Source organism: Bradyrhizobium sp. USDA 4472, from assembly GCF_054058595.1.
In genome coordinates this window covers 808,628-824,561 of sequence record NZ_JBSSAM010000001.1, presented here as the reverse complement: position 1 = coordinate 824,561, position 15,934 = coordinate 808,628, and the positions used below count along the sequence as shown (strand labels likewise).

Genomic DNA, 15,934 nt, shown 5'->3' with positions numbered 1-15,934 from the left:
TTACGCGACCTCGCGCTCCGGCGAGGACGCTTGCTCGCGCGCCATCGTCGTCGCGGTGACGTAGTCGGTCTTGCCGGTGCCGAGCAGCGGCACCTTGTCGACCACCATGATCGTAGCTGGGACGGTCAGCTCGGAGGCGCCGATCGACTTGGCCTGGGCCTGCATCGCGCTGCGCTCGGCATTCTTCTCCGTCGTCAGCAGCACGATGCGCTCGCCCTTGCGCTGGTCCGGGATCGACACGGCAATCGAGCTAGCCTGCGGCCACAGCGTGGTCGCGATGCTCTCGACCGCCGACAGCGAGACCATTTCGCCTGCGATCTTGGCAAAACGCTTGGCGCGGCCCTTGATGGTGATGAAGCCCGCGGCATCGATCGCCACGATGTCGCCGGTGTCATGCCAGCCCTCGGGGAGCATTTCGAGCACGCCGGGATTTTCGGCCCTGAGGTAACCGAGCATCACGTTCGGGCCGCGCACCGAGAGGCGTCCGCCCTCCTCGATGCCGGGGACCGGATCGAGGCGGCTTTCCATCAGCGGCGACAGGCGGCCGACGGTGCCGGGGCGGTTGGCCATCGGCGTGTTCATCGCCAGCACCGGCGCCGTCTCGGTGACGCCATAGCCTTCAAGGATACGGATGCCGTAGCGCTCCATGAACACCTGGCGCGTCCGGTCCTTGACCGCCTCGGCACCAGCGATCACCAGGCGCAGGGTGCGGAAGTCGTAGGCATGCGCCGAGCGGGCATAGCCGGCGAGGAACGTGTCGGTGCCGAACAGGATTGTGGCGCCGGTCTGGTAGATCAGTTCCGGCACGATGCGGTAGTGCAGCGGCGAAGGATACATGTAGATCGGAATGCCCGCGAGAACAGGCATCATCATTCCGCCTGTCAGGCCGAATGAGTGGAACACCGGCAGCACGTTGAACACCTTGTCGTTGGCATTGGCATCGACCCGCGCCAGCGCCTGCGCCGCGTTGGCGAGGATGTTGCGGTGGGACAGCACCACGCCCTTGGGCGTGCCTTCCGAGCCCGAGGTGAACAGCACAACGGCGGGATCGTTGGCTTGGCGGGCAACGCGCGGCGCGGACCCTGCAAGCAGGCCCTTGATCTTGTCAGCGGTGCCGATCGAGGCACGAACATCCTCGAGATAGACGACGCGCGCCTCTGCGGAGATCGCGGCCATCAGCTTGTCGAGCTTGCCCTTCTCGATGAAGGCCTTCGACGTCAGAACGGTCTTGACCTGCGCGGCCTTCATGGCGGCGAGAACGTTGACCGGCCCGGCCGAGAAGTTGAGCATGGCCGGCACGCGGCCGATGCTTTGCAGCGCCATGAAGGTGACGGCGACCCCTGCGGAGTTCGGCAGCAGCACGCCGACATTCTCGCCGGCCGAGGTACCTGTCTCGAGCTTGCGGCTCAGCACCTGCGCGCCGAGGATCAGCTTGCGATAGGTCAGCTTGGTGCCGAGCGCGTCCTCGATGATCACCTTGCCGGTGTCGCGGTCGCGATAGGCGTGTCCGAGCGCCTCGAACAGCGTGTGATCGAGCATGGCGTTCTTGACCATTGCATCGATCATGACGTCCTGGAGGGCCGCGCCCGCAGCGTTGCGGCGAGCCTTGCCCTTGAGGGCGTCATCGATCGGCAGCTTGACAGGCGGCAGGATCGTCACGGTCACCCGCGGGAACCACGAGCGCTTGATCTGGCTGGAGTTGAGGTAGCTGAGATGGGAGCGTTGCGCGCCCTCGATGCGAACGGGCACGACGACGGCGTCGGCTTTGTCAGCGATCATCGCGGTGCCGTCATAGACCTTCATCAGCGAACCGGAGACCGTGATGCGTCCTTCCGGGAAGATCACCACCGGCTCGCCCGCGGCAACGAGCTTGATCAGGTCGCGCGCGGCCAGCGGCTTGGTCGGGTCCATGGTGTAATGCTTGATTACCCGCAGGAACGGCTTGGCCCACCAGGCCTTGGAGATGCCGGTGTCGACCGCAAAGCTCGCATCGATCGGCAGCACGGCGTGCAGCAGCGGGCCGTCGATCAGGCTGACATGGTTCGGCGCGATCAGCATGCGTGTGCCTGATGGCGGCAGGTTCTCGAGGCCGCGCACTTCGGTGCGGAACAGCGCGCGGAACAGCAGGCCGCCGAAATCGCGTACGCCCTCCTTGCCCCATTTCGTCAGCACGAACCACACCGCGCCGAAGCTGGCGAGGCCGAGGCCGAGGAAGATCCAGCCGATGTGGAGGCCGGCCGCCTGCAACAGCGCGACGAACAGCGAGCCGACCACCATGAAGGCAGCCTGCAACACGTTGCCGGCGGCGATGATGCGGGCGCGCTCGTTCGGAGCCGACCAGGCCTGCACTGCGGCGAAGGACGGAACGACAAACAGGCCGCCGCCGAACGCGAAGGCGACGAAGTCGACCAGCATGCGCAGGCCGGCGAAAGAGGTTGCGAAGTCGATTGCGGCGACGTCGTTCCCTTTCACCGCGACTCCGATGGCCCACGCAAGGTCGATGCCGGCAAATCCCATCATGATGGCGCCGATCGGCACCAGCGCGAGGTTGGGCCGAACGTGGCTCAGGCTGGCCGCAAACAGCGAGCCGATGGCAATGCCGATCGCGAAGATCGCGAGGCACAGCGTCACCACGCCTTCGCTGCCACCGACCACATCCTTGACCAGCGCCGGCAGCAGCGACAGCACGATGGCGCCGACCAGCCAAAACCAGGAGACGACCACGGTGCCGTCCCACAGACGGTGATCCGCATACAGCGTCTTCAACAGGCCGAGCGTCGATGTCCAGGGATTGGCATCGACTGGCAGATCCGCTGCGGACGGCGTGGTCGCGGGAATGCGAGACGCAAAGGCCCAGGACAGCAGGGCGAGCACGACCACGGCCGATGCGACCCAGCCCATATGGGCGGAGCCGGCCACGAACTGGCCGCCTGCGACGGTGCCGAGCAGGATCGCCATGAAGGTCGCGCCTTCGACCAGCGCGTTGCCGGTCGCGAGCTCGCCGAGCTCGAGCTGGTCCGGCAGCATGGCGTATTTCACGGGGCCAAACAGGGCAGCGATGATGCCGAACAATGCGAGTGCCGTGAACAGCAGCGGCACCGAGTGCAGGAAGAAGCCGGCGGCAGCAAAGGCCGCCGCGAAGATCTCGGCGAATTTCAATCGCCTTGCGACGACGGATTTGACGTATTTGTCGGCGAGCTGGCCGCCGAGGCCTGAGAGGATGAAATAGGGGAAGATGAAGACGGCACCCGCGACCGTCACCAGAGCGTCGCCGTGGCCTGTCGCGGCGCTGTACAGCAGGATGATGACAAGCGCGTTCTTGAGCACGTTGTCATTGAGCGCCGAGAAGAACTGCGCCCAGAACAGCGGCGCAAAGCGGCGTGACGACAGCAGATCCCTGATCATGACGAGTCCTGTTTTGGAGGGCAGGCTGAGGTTGTTAATTTGTCGATGAAACGCCAAGACCGGAAGAGCGCTGTAGGGACGGTTGCAGGCCTATGCTGGTCGCCCGGCTTGCTCTGTCCCCACGATTTCTCCGATCCTCTTGGTCTCCAGCTTGTCTCGTTAGGTTCGCAAATATCCGGTCGCGGCTGCAGTTTCGGGCGGAAATGCCGCGCTTATGGGGATATCGCCCCGACCGATAAGGAAAAGCTGAACCGAACTGTGGACAGTGGGTCGATCGGCCCGAATGTCCGGACATAGTAACTCCTTTGTTGCGACGCCGCTTCGCATTCGAGTGGACCCGCATGCGCATCTCGATGTCCTCAGGTGAGGTGAGCGAGATGGCGGAAGGGGTTGATGCGGCCGAGCAGGCTGAAACGGCGGTCCTCGTGGCGGGCACAGTCGGCCCGCCACATCCGGAAGGTCGCGCGGCGCTCAGTCAGCACGCCGGCAATGTCGCAGGCGGTTGCGATGCGATCGATCGGGGCCATCACAAGCCGCAAGACCGCTCGGAGGAAGCCGCTCGCGAGCGCCGCAGCGTCGTCGACGAAGGTGAAGGCGATATCGAGTGCCAGGGTTTGCATTTTGTCGATCTCCGGACTAATTTGAACAATGTTCACATGGGTAGCTTGAAAATGAACAATGTTCAAGAAGAATCGCTGTCGAACCAGAAAAAAAGTCGGCGACGGCTCCAAATCCTGGAAATCGCCCGCGGCATTATCGCAGCTAAAGGGTTGAGATCATTGAAGGTTCGGGACGTTGCCGAGGCTGCCGGCTGCTCGGTCGGCAGCGTCTACAATGAATTTGGCGATTTCGACGGGGTGATCCTGACGGTCAACCGAGGGACAGTCCAGGCGCTGACTGCGCGGCTGCGCGCGGTTCCGGCCGAGGATCCGGTTGGGCAGCTCTATGGTCTGGCTGAGACCTATCTCGAATTCTTCTCCGCGAACGCAAATTTGCTGCGCTCGTTGTTCGAGCATCGGATGGAGGACGATCGTCCTTATCCCGACGACATTCTTCAGATGGTCATGGACGCCTTTTCCCTGATGCATCCGCCTTTGGTGCGGGTGTTACCGCGTGCGGACGACGTGAAGATCGCACTGCTGTCGCGCACGTTGTTTTCCGCGGTGCACGGCATCATCTCGCTCGGCCTCGAAGAACGCATGGTTGCCGTGCCGCCGCAGATGCTGCGCCAGCAGGTTACGCAGTTTCTCGACACGCATCTTCTGGGTCTCGGGATCCGGCCGACACGCTAACGGCGAAGGGTGCCGTCAAGCGCGCGCCGCTTCCCGTCTCGCCGCCACGAGGATGATTTCCGGTTTCCCATTGTCGACCTGAACCCGGTTGCGCCCCTTCTCCTTGGCGCGATAGCAGGCGGCATCCGCCCGACGCATTGCCTCTTCGAGCGTCGTGTTGCCATCGACGATGCAGGCAACGCCGATGCTGGCGGTCACCGCAAAGCAGCGATCCTCCCAGGCGAAGCTGAACAGCTCGAGCGACCGCCGCAGCCGTTCGGCGATGTCCATTGCGTCGTATGGAGCGCATTGCGGCAGGATCAATCCGAATTCGTCACCCCCGAGCCGGGCAACCAGATCGCGCGTTCGCCGGTTCTGCTGCAGCAATTGCGCGACCTGGCAGAGCAGCCGGTCGCCCGCGAGATGGCCGCAGCTGTCGTTGACGCCCTTGAATTGATCGAGGTCGAGCAGGAGCAGGCAGAGCGAACCTTCGTTGTGACCATCCAGCTCGCTTTGCAGGCGGGCCTCGAAAGCTCGCCGGTTGGCGATGCCGGTCAGCCAGTCATGCGAGGCCTGGAAGGCGAGCCGCTCTTTTTCGGCATGCAGCGCATCCTCGAATGCCTGGCGCTGCAGCACCAGTCGCCTCGTGAGCCAGACCAGCAGCAGGATCAAGGTCGCGGCGGTGGCGATGTTAAGCCATATCAGCGTCAGCTTGATGGCGCGGGAGCCTTCGCCCAGCACCGTCGAGAACCGTTCGGCATGCCCCGTGAATTGCCTGTTCAGCTCGGAGAGCCGCGACGACAGGAATTGCACGCGATCGCCGTCCCGAATGGGACCGTCCCTTAGCTCGCTCTTGATGACCTCACCGAAGACGCCGAGCTCCAGCAGCATTGGATCGGTGGCGGCCCATTCCCGGATCGCTTCGCGAAGGAAGCTGACCTGGTTGAAATGGCGGAACAGCCAGATCAGCCCGGGAACGTCATCGGGGTGGTTGCCGCCCTGCAGGAAACCGATGCGCGCGAGCTCAACATCGACGGGATCGCGCTCGAGCGCCCATCTCGCATATTCGTCGCCGATGGGGACGGCGAGCGAGGTCCGGTATTGCGCGAACTGGCCGGCGTTGCCCGAATGCAGATAGAGATTGAGGAAATAGACGGCGTTCTTTTGCGAGCGCGACCACATCGCCTCGCCCGCGACATAGGCTCGGACCGATGACATGACTTCCAGGCTGAAGCCCGCGATCATCGCTTGCAGCACGACGACCATGACGAACGGCGACACAAGCTTGATGACGTGAAGGAAGCTGCCTTCCTTCGCCGACGTTGTTGTTCTGCGAAACACTCTGCGTTCCCCAAATCCACTCAACGATCCCGACGGAGCGTCGGCTGATAACGCGGATTACGCGGGAATGCTGCTTAACTCGACCTAGAATGGTGAAGTGACCGTGACTCAGGGTGAAAGGGCCATGAAGCCGATGCGCGCAGATCGTCGCAAATGCTACCGAGCCGGAACTTGCGCGGCACTGTCACGCATTCGGCCTTCGCGATTAACCCGATCGAGAGAGTTTCAGCCTGGCGTCAGACCAGCACCGGCTGACGCACGCGGCCGGCATCGCCGAACACGCGCAGATAGCGCTCGATCTCGGAGGGCACGCCGGTTGCTTTCTCCGGATTGTCGGAGAGCTTGACGGCGGGACGTCCGTCGACCGACGACACCTTGCAGACCAGGGAGATCGGATCGAGATTGAACGTGCCATCCGGTGCGCAGCCGACGAAGTCGTTGGTGAGGTTGGTGCCCCAGCCGAACGAGAGCCGCACGCGGCCGGCGAAGTGGTGATAGGTCTCCTCGATCGAGCCGACATCCATCGCGTCGGAGAAGACCAGCAGCTTGTCCTTGGGATTGCGACCCTTCTTCTGCCACCATGCGACGATCTCTTCGCCGGCCTGGATCGCCGGCGCGCTGTCGGGCCGGAAGCCGGTCCAGTCGGCCACCCATTCCGGTGCGTCGCGCAGAAAGGCCTTCGTGCCGAACGCGTCAGGCAGCGCAATCAGCAGATTGCCCCCATAGGTCTGGCGCCACTGGTCGAGAATGCGATAGGGCGCCCAGCGCAACTCCTCGTCGTCCTTGGCCAGCGCGGCCGCGACCATCGGCAGCTCATGCGCATTGGTACCAATTGCCTCGAGATCGTTGTCCATCGCAAGCAGCACATTGGACGTGCCGATGAAGGACGGCCCCAACCCTTCCTTCACCGCTTCGACGCACCAGCGCTGCCAGAGATAGCCGTGACGGCGGCGCGTGCCGAAGTCCGAAAGCTTCAAGTTCTCCAGCGCGCGCAGCCGCTCGACCTTGGTCCACAGCTTGGCCTTGGCGCGGGCATAGAGCACGTCGAGCTCGAACCGGCCGCGGCCCTTCATCGCCGCGCGCGAGCGCAATTCGTTGAGGATGGCGAGCGCCGGAATCTCCCACATCGTGGTGTGGGTCCACGGCCCGTGGAAATGCAGCTCGTACTGGCCCTCGACCCTGCGCAACTCGTATTCGGGAAGGCGGAATTCGGCCAGCCAGCGGATGAAGTCCGCCGAGAACATGTGAGTCTTGCCGTAGAAGGTGTTACCGGCAAGCCAGATCAGCTCTTTCTTGGTGAAGCGGATGGTGCGGGCATGGTCGAGCTGGGCCCGCAACTCGCCCTCGTCGATGATCTCGGCAAGCCGCACATGGCGCGAGCGATTGATGACCGAGAACGTTACTTGCTGATTCGGGTACGATTCTCGAATCATCTGTAACATCAACAGCTTATAGAAGTCGGTATCGAGCAGGCTGCGGATGATGGGGTCCAGCCGCCAGCTGTGATTGTAGGTCCGGCTCGCAATGTCGGTCATCGTCATGGCCGAATTCTAGCGTGGTCGCGCGCGCCCAACCAGTGGGTTTGGCGAAGGGCAGGCCCCCGCACCGGAAGGGCGCAACGAACGTCGCCGCGCGCCGTATTCAGCTGCCGGCGCTCGCTGCAACGGACTCGAACTGATTCCTGATCCAGCGATGCGCCGGGTCTTTCTGATATCGCTGGTGCCACACCATGAACATGGGCAACTCCGCCAGCGTGCGCGTGCGTGAGGCCAGTGGAATCCGCGCATGGGCGAAGCCCCGCATGACGCCGGGGGCGAGCAGGCTCGGCATGCTCGCCAGCATCTGCGAGCCGCGCAGGAAGGACGGCACGCCGGAGAAGCTCGGGACGGAGATGGCGATGTCGCGGTGAAATCCGTTCGCGGCGAGCCGGCGATCGAAGTCGAGCCGTTCGTTGTCAGTGTAGACCACGGTGATGTGGCGCGCCGCGAGATAAGCGCCGCGATCGTTTGGCGCGGCACGGGTCTTGGGATCAAAATAACAAACGTAATGATCGCTCAGCAGTCGTTTCTGCACGATGTCGATGCCGGACGGCGGCAGCGGCGTGATCAGGAGATCGCAGCGATTTTCGCGCAGCATTCCGGGGGAGGGCGACTGCGAGGGGATCACGCGCAGGTTCAGGCTTTTCACCTGAGCGGCGACATGGTCGAAGAAGTGCGGCAGCAGCAAGTCGCGTTGGAAATCGTTGGCGGCGATCGTCAGCGAAAGCTGCGCGCTTGCCGGCTCGAACGTGACGCCGCCGGCAAAGCCGCGCATCTCATCGATCAGCGCGCGCGCCTTCGCGGCCAAGGCCTGGGCATGGGCAGTCGCGACGATGCCGCGGCCTGATTTGGCGAACAGAGGATCGCCGGCGATCCGCCGGAGCTTGTTCAACCCGTGACTGACGGCCGACTGCGTCAGGCCGAGACGCGTCGCCGCCGCTGTCACCGAGCCTTCCTCCAGCACGGCCAGGAACAGTTCGAGCGCATGGCCATCGAGGGCCAAATGATCGATTTTCTTCATGTAATGCATTATAATTGATCTATTTATTCGGAGAATAGGCGGGCCCATGATCCAGTCAACAGGTCGCGCCGGACTGGTCGCGGCCGCAGGGAGAGACAACGCCGATGAACGCCCAGGCGCCAGCCTTAAGGGATCCCCGCCTCAACAGCCCCGAGCCATTCACGCCGCGTGATGGCGGCTTCTTCCAGCGCGACCGCACGATCCATCCACCCGCCTTCGCGCCGGGCTACAAATCCTCGGTGCTGCGCTCGCCGCGCCAGGCGCTGCTCTCGATCGAGAACTCGGTCTCCGAGATCACCGGGCCGGTGTTCGGCCACAACGATCTCGGTCCGCTCGACAACGATCTGATCCGCAATTACGCCAAGGACGGCGATCCCGTCGGCGAGCGCATCATCGTCCACGGCCGCGTGCTGGACGAGACCGGCCGTGGTGTCCCGAATACGCTGGTCGAGTTCTGGCAGGCCAATGCCGGGGGCCGCTACCGGCACAAGAAGGACACATATCTCGCGCCTGTCGATCCCAATTTCGGCGGCTGCGGCCGCGCGCTGACCGACGATACCGGCTACTATTACTTCCGCACCGTGAAGCCCGGGCCCTACCCCTGGCGCAATTTCGTCAACAGCTGGCGTCCTGCCCATATCCACTTCTCGGTGTTTGGCTCAGGCTTCGCGCAGCGGCTGATCACGCAGATGTATTTCGAGGGCGATCCCCTGATTCCGATTTGTCCGATCCTGACGACGATCCCGGACAAGGACGCGCTGGATCGCCTGGTGGCGCCGCTCGATCTCAACGCCTCGATCCCGCTCGACTCGCTCGCCTACCGCTTCGACATCGTGCTGCGTGGTCAGCGCTCCACCTATTTCGAGAATCGCCCGGAGGGGAACTGAGCCATGCCGCAGCCGCTCAACTATCTCAAGGAAACCGCGTCACAGACCGCTGGCCCCTATGTCCATATCGGCCTGATCCCGGCCATGGCAGGCTTCGACATCTTCGAGAAGAATTTTTCCAACGTGCTGGTGACACCGGATACGCAAGGCGAGCGCATCACGCTGGAGGGCAGGGTGATCGACGGCAGCGGCTCGCCGCTGCGCGACGTCTTGCTCGAAATCTGGCAGGCCAATGCGGCGGGCCGCTACAATCATCCGGCCGATCGCTCCGCCGGCGCAGTCGGCGATGACTTTCGCGGCTGGGGCCGCGCCGGCTCTGATTTCGAGAGCGGGCTGGTGACGTTCGAGACCATCAAGCCGGGTGCGATCGTCGACAGGGCAGGGCGCAAATGCGCGCCGCACGTCAACATCTGGATCGTCGCCCGCGGCATTAATATCGGCCTCAACACGCGGCTCTATTTCTCCGATGAGGAAGCTGCGAATGCCGCCGACCCGGTGCTCAATCTGGTCGAGCCACCGGTGCGTCGCAAGACGCTGATCGCCACTCGTAGCGAGCGTGCCGGCAAGGTCGTGTATTCCTTCACGATCAATTTGCAGGGGCCGGAGGAGACGGTCTTCTTCGACGTCTGAAGTCTGGCGATCGCCGCAGGGTCATTCCACCCGGTCGCCTCGACCCATCCCACCGCGCGGGGTGAACTGTTCGGCGATCGTTGTCTCGCGCGCCCGGGGTCGGTCAGAGGGGGCGCGCCCCACCTTTGGCTTCAGTCCCGCCAAATCGATGAATACGTCTGCCTGCCGCCGCAGCTCGTCGGCGACCATTGGTGGTTGGCTGGCAAGCGTGGAGACAACGGTCACGCGGACCCCGCGGCGTTGCACCGCTTCTACCAACGGACGAAAATCCCCGTCGCCCGAGAACAGCACGATGTGATTCACGTGGCGGGCGAGTTCCATCGCGTTGACGGTGAGTTCGACATCCATGCTGCCCTTCATCTTGCGGCGGCCGGTGGTGGCGTCCACGAACTCCTTGGCGGGTTTGGTGACGACAGTGTAACCGTTATAGTCAAGCCAATCGATCAAGGGCCGGATCGATGAATATTCCTGATCCTCCAGGACGGTCGTGTAGTAGAAGGCTCGCAGCAGGTTACCTCCGCCCCGAAATTCGCTGAGCAGACGTCTGTAATCGAGATCGAAGCCGAGTGCCTTTGCGGTCGCGTGGAGATTGGCGCCATCGATGAAGAGTGCGATCTTCTCAAACGAAGACATAGTGCACGGATCTCCGGTTCTGCCAGGGGCCGCAGGTTCACCCCCTGAAGGGTGTGTGCCTGCCGAAAAACACTGAGGTCGCGATGGCTTTACTGAAAAGGCGGCGCAGACGGCCGGACAGGGTGTGGCCGTCATGCGCCAAGTGGAGGGAGGCTAAGGCGACCGACGCCAGGGCGCCGAATGGATCCACGTTAAGGCGTCCGCATTCCGTGCTCAATTGTACGGAAGTAAACGGCGCCTAATCCCAAGGATTCGATCCTCTATACCAAGGTAGATGGACGCGGCGGCAATAGTCGCCCTTGCGAGAATCGCGGTGTTGCGCTCGACGTATCTGTGCGCCGCAGCTTTTTGCGCGTGCTCGCCACTGCACCGCAGGATTATCGCCGCCGCTTCGGTTCCTCTCCGCTTCCTCGGTGCGACCAAAGTCGAGCCAGTGGGCCCACGCCGAATGGGAACCGAATCGCCTTCCCGATCTTTGCTTCGATGAATCTCTCGCGGAGGGTTTGCCATGGGCAAGCTGCAAGAGCGCGAAACCGTCCCTGACGTCTACAATCTGTTTCTCGCCGCCGTCCTCTTCATATCGCCGTGGTTGTTCAAGCTGACCAACAGCCTGGGCAAGGTCGACCTCTGGGTTACGAGCGCAATCATCGTCGTGCTGTCGCTGGCAGCGATGATCGCCTATCGGGACTGGGAGGAATGGATCAACGTTCTGATGGGCGTCTGGCTCATCGCGTCGCCCTGGCTGCTCGGATTTCCGCATACGCGGGCGATGCATCTGAGCATCGGCTTCGGCATCTTCATCGTGCTCCTGGCGCTGCTCGATCTCTTCCTGCATTACGAGAAGCGCCATCCGGACGAAGCATCGGCCGGGTCCGCGGAACGAGCGCACCAATAGAGCGCGGATCAGCCTTCAGCGCCGTGAAGCTGCGCCCGAAAAGCGCGTGGTGACAGCCCGGTCGCGGCGGCATAGACCCGGCTGAAATAGGCGGGATCCTCGAAGCCGAGCGCGTAGGCGATCGTCGAGACCGGCAGGTTGGTATAGACGAGATTGCGCCGCGCCTCGCGAACCAGCCGATTCAGGATCAGATGCGAGGCTGTGTCGCCGGTCGCCGCGCGCGTGATGCGGTTGAGATGGGTTGGCGTGATCGCCAGCGCGTCGGCGTAGTCCGCCACCGTCCAGCGCTCGAGATGATGTTGTTCGAGCAGGGCTTCGAAGCGACGGAACAGGTTCGATTCGGAGTTGCCGCTGCTGCCGCTGTCACGCGTGAGGGCACGTGCCACGAGGCCGATCATGGCCGCCGACAATGCGCGCAGCACATGCGCGCGGCCGAAATCGCGCGCGGCGTGTTCGGCAAAGATCTGCTTCATGACGGCGCGGATCTGCGGCGTGCCGCGCACCACGCCGGATCGCGACAACACGCTGCGCAGGCCTTCGGCGGCCAGCAGCGCTTCGTCGAGCATTTCCGCAGCGATGGTCAAGACCCAGCCCTCGGTGCCGGGCACGAAGCTGAAGCCGTGGACATGGCCGACCGGCACGTTGACGATCTGCATCGGCTTCAACGGCACCGCGCGCCCGTCGAGCGTTGCTTCCCCGCCGCCGCGCTCGATCAGCAGCACCTGGTGCAGCCGGGCATGCCGGTGCACGGCAAGTGTCCAGTCGTGCAGCACCGAGCGCGACGCAATGGTCTCGCAATGGACGACGTCAGGCAGGTCGCCGGCTTCGCCGAACAGATTATAGACCCGGATGGCCGGGGCGGGGACTGCGGTTCTCATGTGCGAATAGTACAAGACAAAGGCCGATCCCTCCATCGGTCCGGGCCCGGTGATCTGCAAAAAATGCCGGATGGAGGACGGAAAAATGAAAGTTCAGGTCTGCATCATCGGCGGTGGGCCGTCCGGACTGCTGCTGTCCCAGCTCCTGCACCTGAAGGGCATCGACACCGTCGTGCTGGAGAAATACAGCCGCGACCACGTCCTGGCCCGCATCCGCGCCGGCGTGCTCGAGCACGGGTTTGCCAGGTTGATGCGCGAGGCGCAATGCGGCGAGCGGATGGACCGCGAGGGTGAGATCCATAACGGATTCGAGATCGCTCATGACGGGGTCCTCTCCCATATCGATCTGCACAAGCATTCCGGCGGCAATTCGGTACTGGTCTACGGCCAGACCGAGCTGACGCGTGACCTCTACGAGGCGCGGGATCGCCTCGGCGGCAAAGTCGTGCACGATGCCGAGGACGTGACACCGCATGAACTGACGTCGGACAGGCCGTACGTCACGTACCGGTCGAACAGCCAGACGATCCGCATCGATTGCGACTACATCGTCGGCGCCGACGGCTTTCACGGTGTCAGCCGCAAATCGATCCCGAAGGATGTGCTGCGCGAATACGAGAAGGTCTATCCGTTCGGCTGGTTGGGAGTGCTGTCGCGTACCAAGCCGGTCTCGCCGGAGCTGATCTATGTGAAGCACGAACGCGGCTTTGCGCTGTGCTCGCTGCGCTCGCAGGTGCTGAGCCGGTATTACGTCCAGGTGCCGCTGACCGACAAGGTCGAGGGCTGGTCGGACGATGCGTTCTGGGCCGAGCTGAAGCGTCGTCTGCCTGATGACGTCGCCGCGCGGCTGGTCACCGGCCCCTCGGTCGAGAAGAGCATCGCGCCCCTGCGCAGCTTCGTCGCCGAGCCGATGAGCTATGGCCGCCTGTTCCTTGCCGGCGATGCCGCCCACATCGTGCCGCCGACCGGCGCACGCGGGCTGAACAGCGCCGGCTCCGACATCTATTATCTCTACCACGCCATGCTCGCGCATTATCAGGATGGCGACGATTCCGGGCTGAAGGGCTATTCCGCCAAGGCGCTGGCGCGGATCTGGAAGGCGCAGCGATTTTCGTGGTGGATGACGATGATGTTGCACCGTTTTCCCGATCGTTCCGAATACGAAGATCGGCTCCAGCAGACCGAGCTGGAATATCTGTTGTCGTCAGACACGGCGCAGCGGTTGCTTGCGGAGAATTATGTGGGACTGCCGTTCTAGGAGGCGCCCTACTTCCCTTCCAGCGCATTCACCGGCGTCCAGTCCGGCGGCGGTGGTTTCTCAGCCAATAGCCGGGCACGCCCGGCGAAATATCGGCTTGGCGGATCGTCGCAGGCGACGCTTTCGAACAGTTCGGCCGCTTTGGCAAAGTCGCGCGCGCGCCAGCATTCCAGTGCTCGGGCGTAAGTCGCCGCGCGGATGCCTTGGTTCGGTGTTGCCCGGTTCTTCTCTGCCAACGGCTCGTACACCCTGATCGGTTCGTCGCGCCCCTGCACCCTGACGATGTCGAGCTCGCGCCAGGTATAGGCGCTGCGGCTCTGGTTCATGGTCATCTCCGACGCCATGATCACCGTGCCAAAATATTTGTTGGCGCCTTCGAGCCGCGAGGCGAGGTTTACGGTATCGCTCATGACGGTGTAGTTGAAGCGCCGGCGCGAGCCGATATTGCCGACCACGGCTTCGCCGCTGTTCAGTCCGATGCGGTGGGCGAGGCCGCGGCCCCGGAACGCGGGATGGCTTTCGTTGAGCTCTTCCAGCCGATCGCGGCATCGAAGCGCGGCCGCGACCGCGTTCCGTGCGTGATCGGGATCGTCGGCGGGCGCGCCGAACATGGCGACGACGGAATCGCCGATATATTTGTCGACATAGCCGCCATGGCTTTCGATGATATCGGTCATGGCCGACAGATAATCGTTCATCAGTGCGACCAGCTCGCCGGGCGTCATCTTCTCGGCAATCGAGGAGAAGCCGCTGACGTCGGAGAAGAACATGGTGATGTCACGCGTCTCTCCGCCGAGCACCGGCATCTTGCCGGACGCGACCATGCCGTCGATCACCTCCGGTGCGAGGTAGAACGCGAAGCTCTTGCGCAGGAAACGCTCTTCGCGGTCGGCGATCATGAAGCGGTAACCGATCATCATGGCGAGCGCGGCGAGACTCGCCAGAACGGGTTCCGTCAGAGGCAGTGCAAGCGCATGGACGAACGTGCCGACGGCGACGGCGGTATAGAGGACGCAGAGCACGAACCAGGTCATCAGGGCGCCGCTCGGCGCCAGCATGCAGGCCGCGCAGGCAATGATTGCCGCGAAGATGATCGTCAGCACGGTGCGCAGTGGGAATCCTAACTCGCTGACCGCATCATGCTCGAGCAGATTTCGCACGACCGTGGCATGGACGAACACGCCGGCGACCGCACTGTGGGCTCCCTGCGCGGAGCTCGCCGGCGCGGGCAGCGCGCATCGCGCCGTCGGCGCCCCGTCATATCCACCGGCCAGGTGCATCGAGGTCAGCTTGCGGTCCTCGAAATTGAGGATGCTGCCGAGCAGCACGATCTTGCCGTCGAAGGCATGGCGGAAGAAGTCGGCGTCTCCCTTTTCGACGCAGGCGCGCAGATCGGCGAAGGAATAGGCAGGGATGTCGCGGCCCATGCCGCGGAAGTTGGGGGCGAGCGTGTTGGGCACCGTGCTTGGAATCGCGTAGCCGGACAGTTCCGTTACGCCGGTCGGTCCGGTCTCAGGCTTGGCGCCGAGCGACCTTGCGGCAAGTTCGACGGCCATTGCGGGCACCGGCCGACCCTCGATGGAAAAGCTCAGTGGCATCCGCCGGATCACGTGGTCGGGGTCGGTATCGACGTTGAGCGCGCGGATGTTGCCGTTCACGGCCAGTTGCTGCGCGTGATCGGGCCTGTCCGGATGATCATTGCTGAGAATCTCGCCGAGCACGAGCTTGCCACTGTCGGAGAGCCGCCTGAGCGCGATCAGATAGTCGCGGTCAAATCCCTTCACCCGGCTGCCGAACGATGCATCGCCGAAGGGAATTTCTGATTGCTCGATCGAGCTTGGAAAGATCACGTCGAACCCGATGACCTTGGCGCCACCCGCGGTGATGCTGTTGAGTACCCGGGCGATTTCACGGGTCCAGGTCTGGGTCGGTGATCCCTTGAAAGGCGGCGTCTCGTAGGTCGCTCCGTCAATGGCGACGACGACGACCGGCGATGTCGCGGGATCACGGTGATCGCCGATCAGGGTCCAGCGCAAGGCCGTGAGGATGTCGAGCGAAAGTCCTTGCAGTCTCTGGAACGGGGGGGACGCAAAAGCCGCGCCCGTGACGAGCGCGATCAGGATCGCCGCAACGATGTCCCGTCGTCCGATCCGCCGCATCGTTGTGCCGCGGGCCGT

12 protein-coding genes are annotated in these 15,934 nt (G+C 63.5%); 5 read left to right on the top strand and 7 right to left on the bottom strand.

Translation table 11 applies throughout. The features are described from left to right. On the bottom strand, nucleotides 1-3,405 hold the full coding sequence (locus ACVWZ4_RS03875; RefSeq protein WP_456739916.1) for an acyl-[ACP]--phospholipid O-acyltransferase: 3,405 nt from the start codon (nucleotides 3,403-3,405) through the stop codon (nucleotides 1-3). A 671-nt stretch (nucleotides 3,406-4,076) separates the two neighbouring features. On the opposite strand from ACVWZ4_RS03875, the gene ACVWZ4_RS03870 reads away from it, so the two are divergent. Next, nucleotides 4,077-4,697, top strand: a complete 621-nt coding sequence (locus ACVWZ4_RS03870) for a TetR/AcrR family transcriptional regulator (protein ID WP_456742181.1) — start codon at nucleotides 4,077-4,079, stop codon at nucleotides 4,695-4,697. A gap of 15 nt (nucleotides 4,698-4,712) precedes the next feature. On the opposite strand, the gene ACVWZ4_RS03865 is transcribed toward ACVWZ4_RS03870, so the two are convergent. The 3 genes from ACVWZ4_RS03865 to ACVWZ4_RS03855 form a co-directional block, all read right to left on the bottom strand. Further along, nucleotides 4,713-6,017, bottom strand: a complete 1,305-nt coding sequence (locus ACVWZ4_RS03865) for a GGDEF domain-containing protein (RefSeq protein WP_456790037.1) — start codon at nucleotides 6,015-6,017, stop codon at nucleotides 4,713-4,715. A gap of 236 nt (nucleotides 6,018-6,253) precedes the next feature. Next, on the bottom strand, nucleotides 6,254-7,558 hold the full coding sequence (gene pncB, locus ACVWZ4_RS03860; RefSeq protein WP_456701881.1) for a nicotinate phosphoribosyltransferase: 1,305 nt from the start codon (nucleotides 7,556-7,558) through the stop codon (nucleotides 6,254-6,256). A 100-nt stretch (nucleotides 7,559-7,658) separates the two neighbouring features. Continuing rightward, nucleotides 7,659-8,585 carry a LysR family transcriptional regulator gene (locus tag ACVWZ4_RS03855; protein ID WP_456739914.1) on the bottom strand — a complete coding sequence of 309 codons (927 nt, stop codon included), beginning with the start codon at nucleotides 8,583-8,585 and terminating at the stop codon, nucleotides 7,659-7,661. A 95-nt stretch (nucleotides 8,586-8,680) separates the two neighbouring features. Between ACVWZ4_RS03855 and pcaH the strand changes: the two genes are divergently transcribed. Both pcaH and pcaG read left to right on the top strand, forming a co-directional pair. Beyond that, nucleotides 8,681-9,463 (top strand): protocatechuate 3,4-dioxygenase subunit beta, encoded by a 783-nt coding sequence (gene pcaH, locus ACVWZ4_RS03850; protein ID WP_456737698.1) that lies wholly within the window; start codon nucleotides 8,681-8,683, stop codon nucleotides 9,461-9,463. A gap of 3 nt (nucleotides 9,464-9,466) precedes the next feature. Then, complete coding sequence (gene pcaG, locus ACVWZ4_RS03845; RefSeq protein WP_456739913.1) at nucleotides 9,467-10,093, top strand: protocatechuate 3,4-dioxygenase subunit alpha; 627 nt, start codon at nucleotides 9,467-9,469, stop codon at nucleotides 10,091-10,093. Between the two features lie 21 nt (nucleotides 10,094-10,114). Here pcaG and ACVWZ4_RS03840 read toward each other — a convergent pair whose 3' ends face one another. Continuing rightward, nucleotides 10,115-10,726 (bottom strand): LabA-like NYN domain-containing protein, encoded by a 612-nt coding sequence (locus ACVWZ4_RS03840; RefSeq protein ID WP_456701885.1) that lies wholly within the window; start codon nucleotides 10,724-10,726, stop codon nucleotides 10,115-10,117. Nucleotides 10,727-11,234: 508 nt separating this feature from the next. On the opposite strand from ACVWZ4_RS03840, the gene ACVWZ4_RS03835 reads away from it, so the two are divergent. Beyond that, on the top strand, nucleotides 11,235-11,621 hold the full coding sequence (locus ACVWZ4_RS03835) for an SPW repeat protein (protein WP_456701886.1): 387 nt from the start codon (nucleotides 11,235-11,237) through the stop codon (nucleotides 11,619-11,621). Between the two features lie 8 nt (nucleotides 11,622-11,629). On the opposite strand, the gene ACVWZ4_RS03830 is transcribed toward ACVWZ4_RS03835, so the two are convergent. Further along, on the bottom strand, nucleotides 11,630-12,535 hold the full coding sequence (locus ACVWZ4_RS03830) for a helix-turn-helix domain-containing protein (protein ID WP_456739912.1): 906 nt from the start codon (nucleotides 12,533-12,535) through the stop codon (nucleotides 11,630-11,632). 49 nt (nucleotides 12,536-12,584) lie between these two features. On the opposite strand from ACVWZ4_RS03830, the gene pobA reads away from it, so the two are divergent. Continuing rightward, nucleotides 12,585-13,757, top strand: a complete 1,173-nt coding sequence (pobA, locus tag ACVWZ4_RS03825) for a 4-hydroxybenzoate 3-monooxygenase (RefSeq protein ID WP_456790036.1) — start codon at nucleotides 12,585-12,587, stop codon at nucleotides 13,755-13,757. Nucleotides 13,758-13,765: 8 nt separating this feature from the next. Here pobA and ACVWZ4_RS03820 read toward each other — a convergent pair whose 3' ends face one another. After that, nucleotides 13,766-15,916, bottom strand: a complete 2,151-nt coding sequence (locus ACVWZ4_RS03820; protein ID WP_456790035.1) for a CHASE2 domain-containing protein — start codon at nucleotides 15,914-15,916, stop codon at nucleotides 13,766-13,768. Between the last annotated feature and the right edge of the window lie 18 nt (nucleotides 15,917-15,934).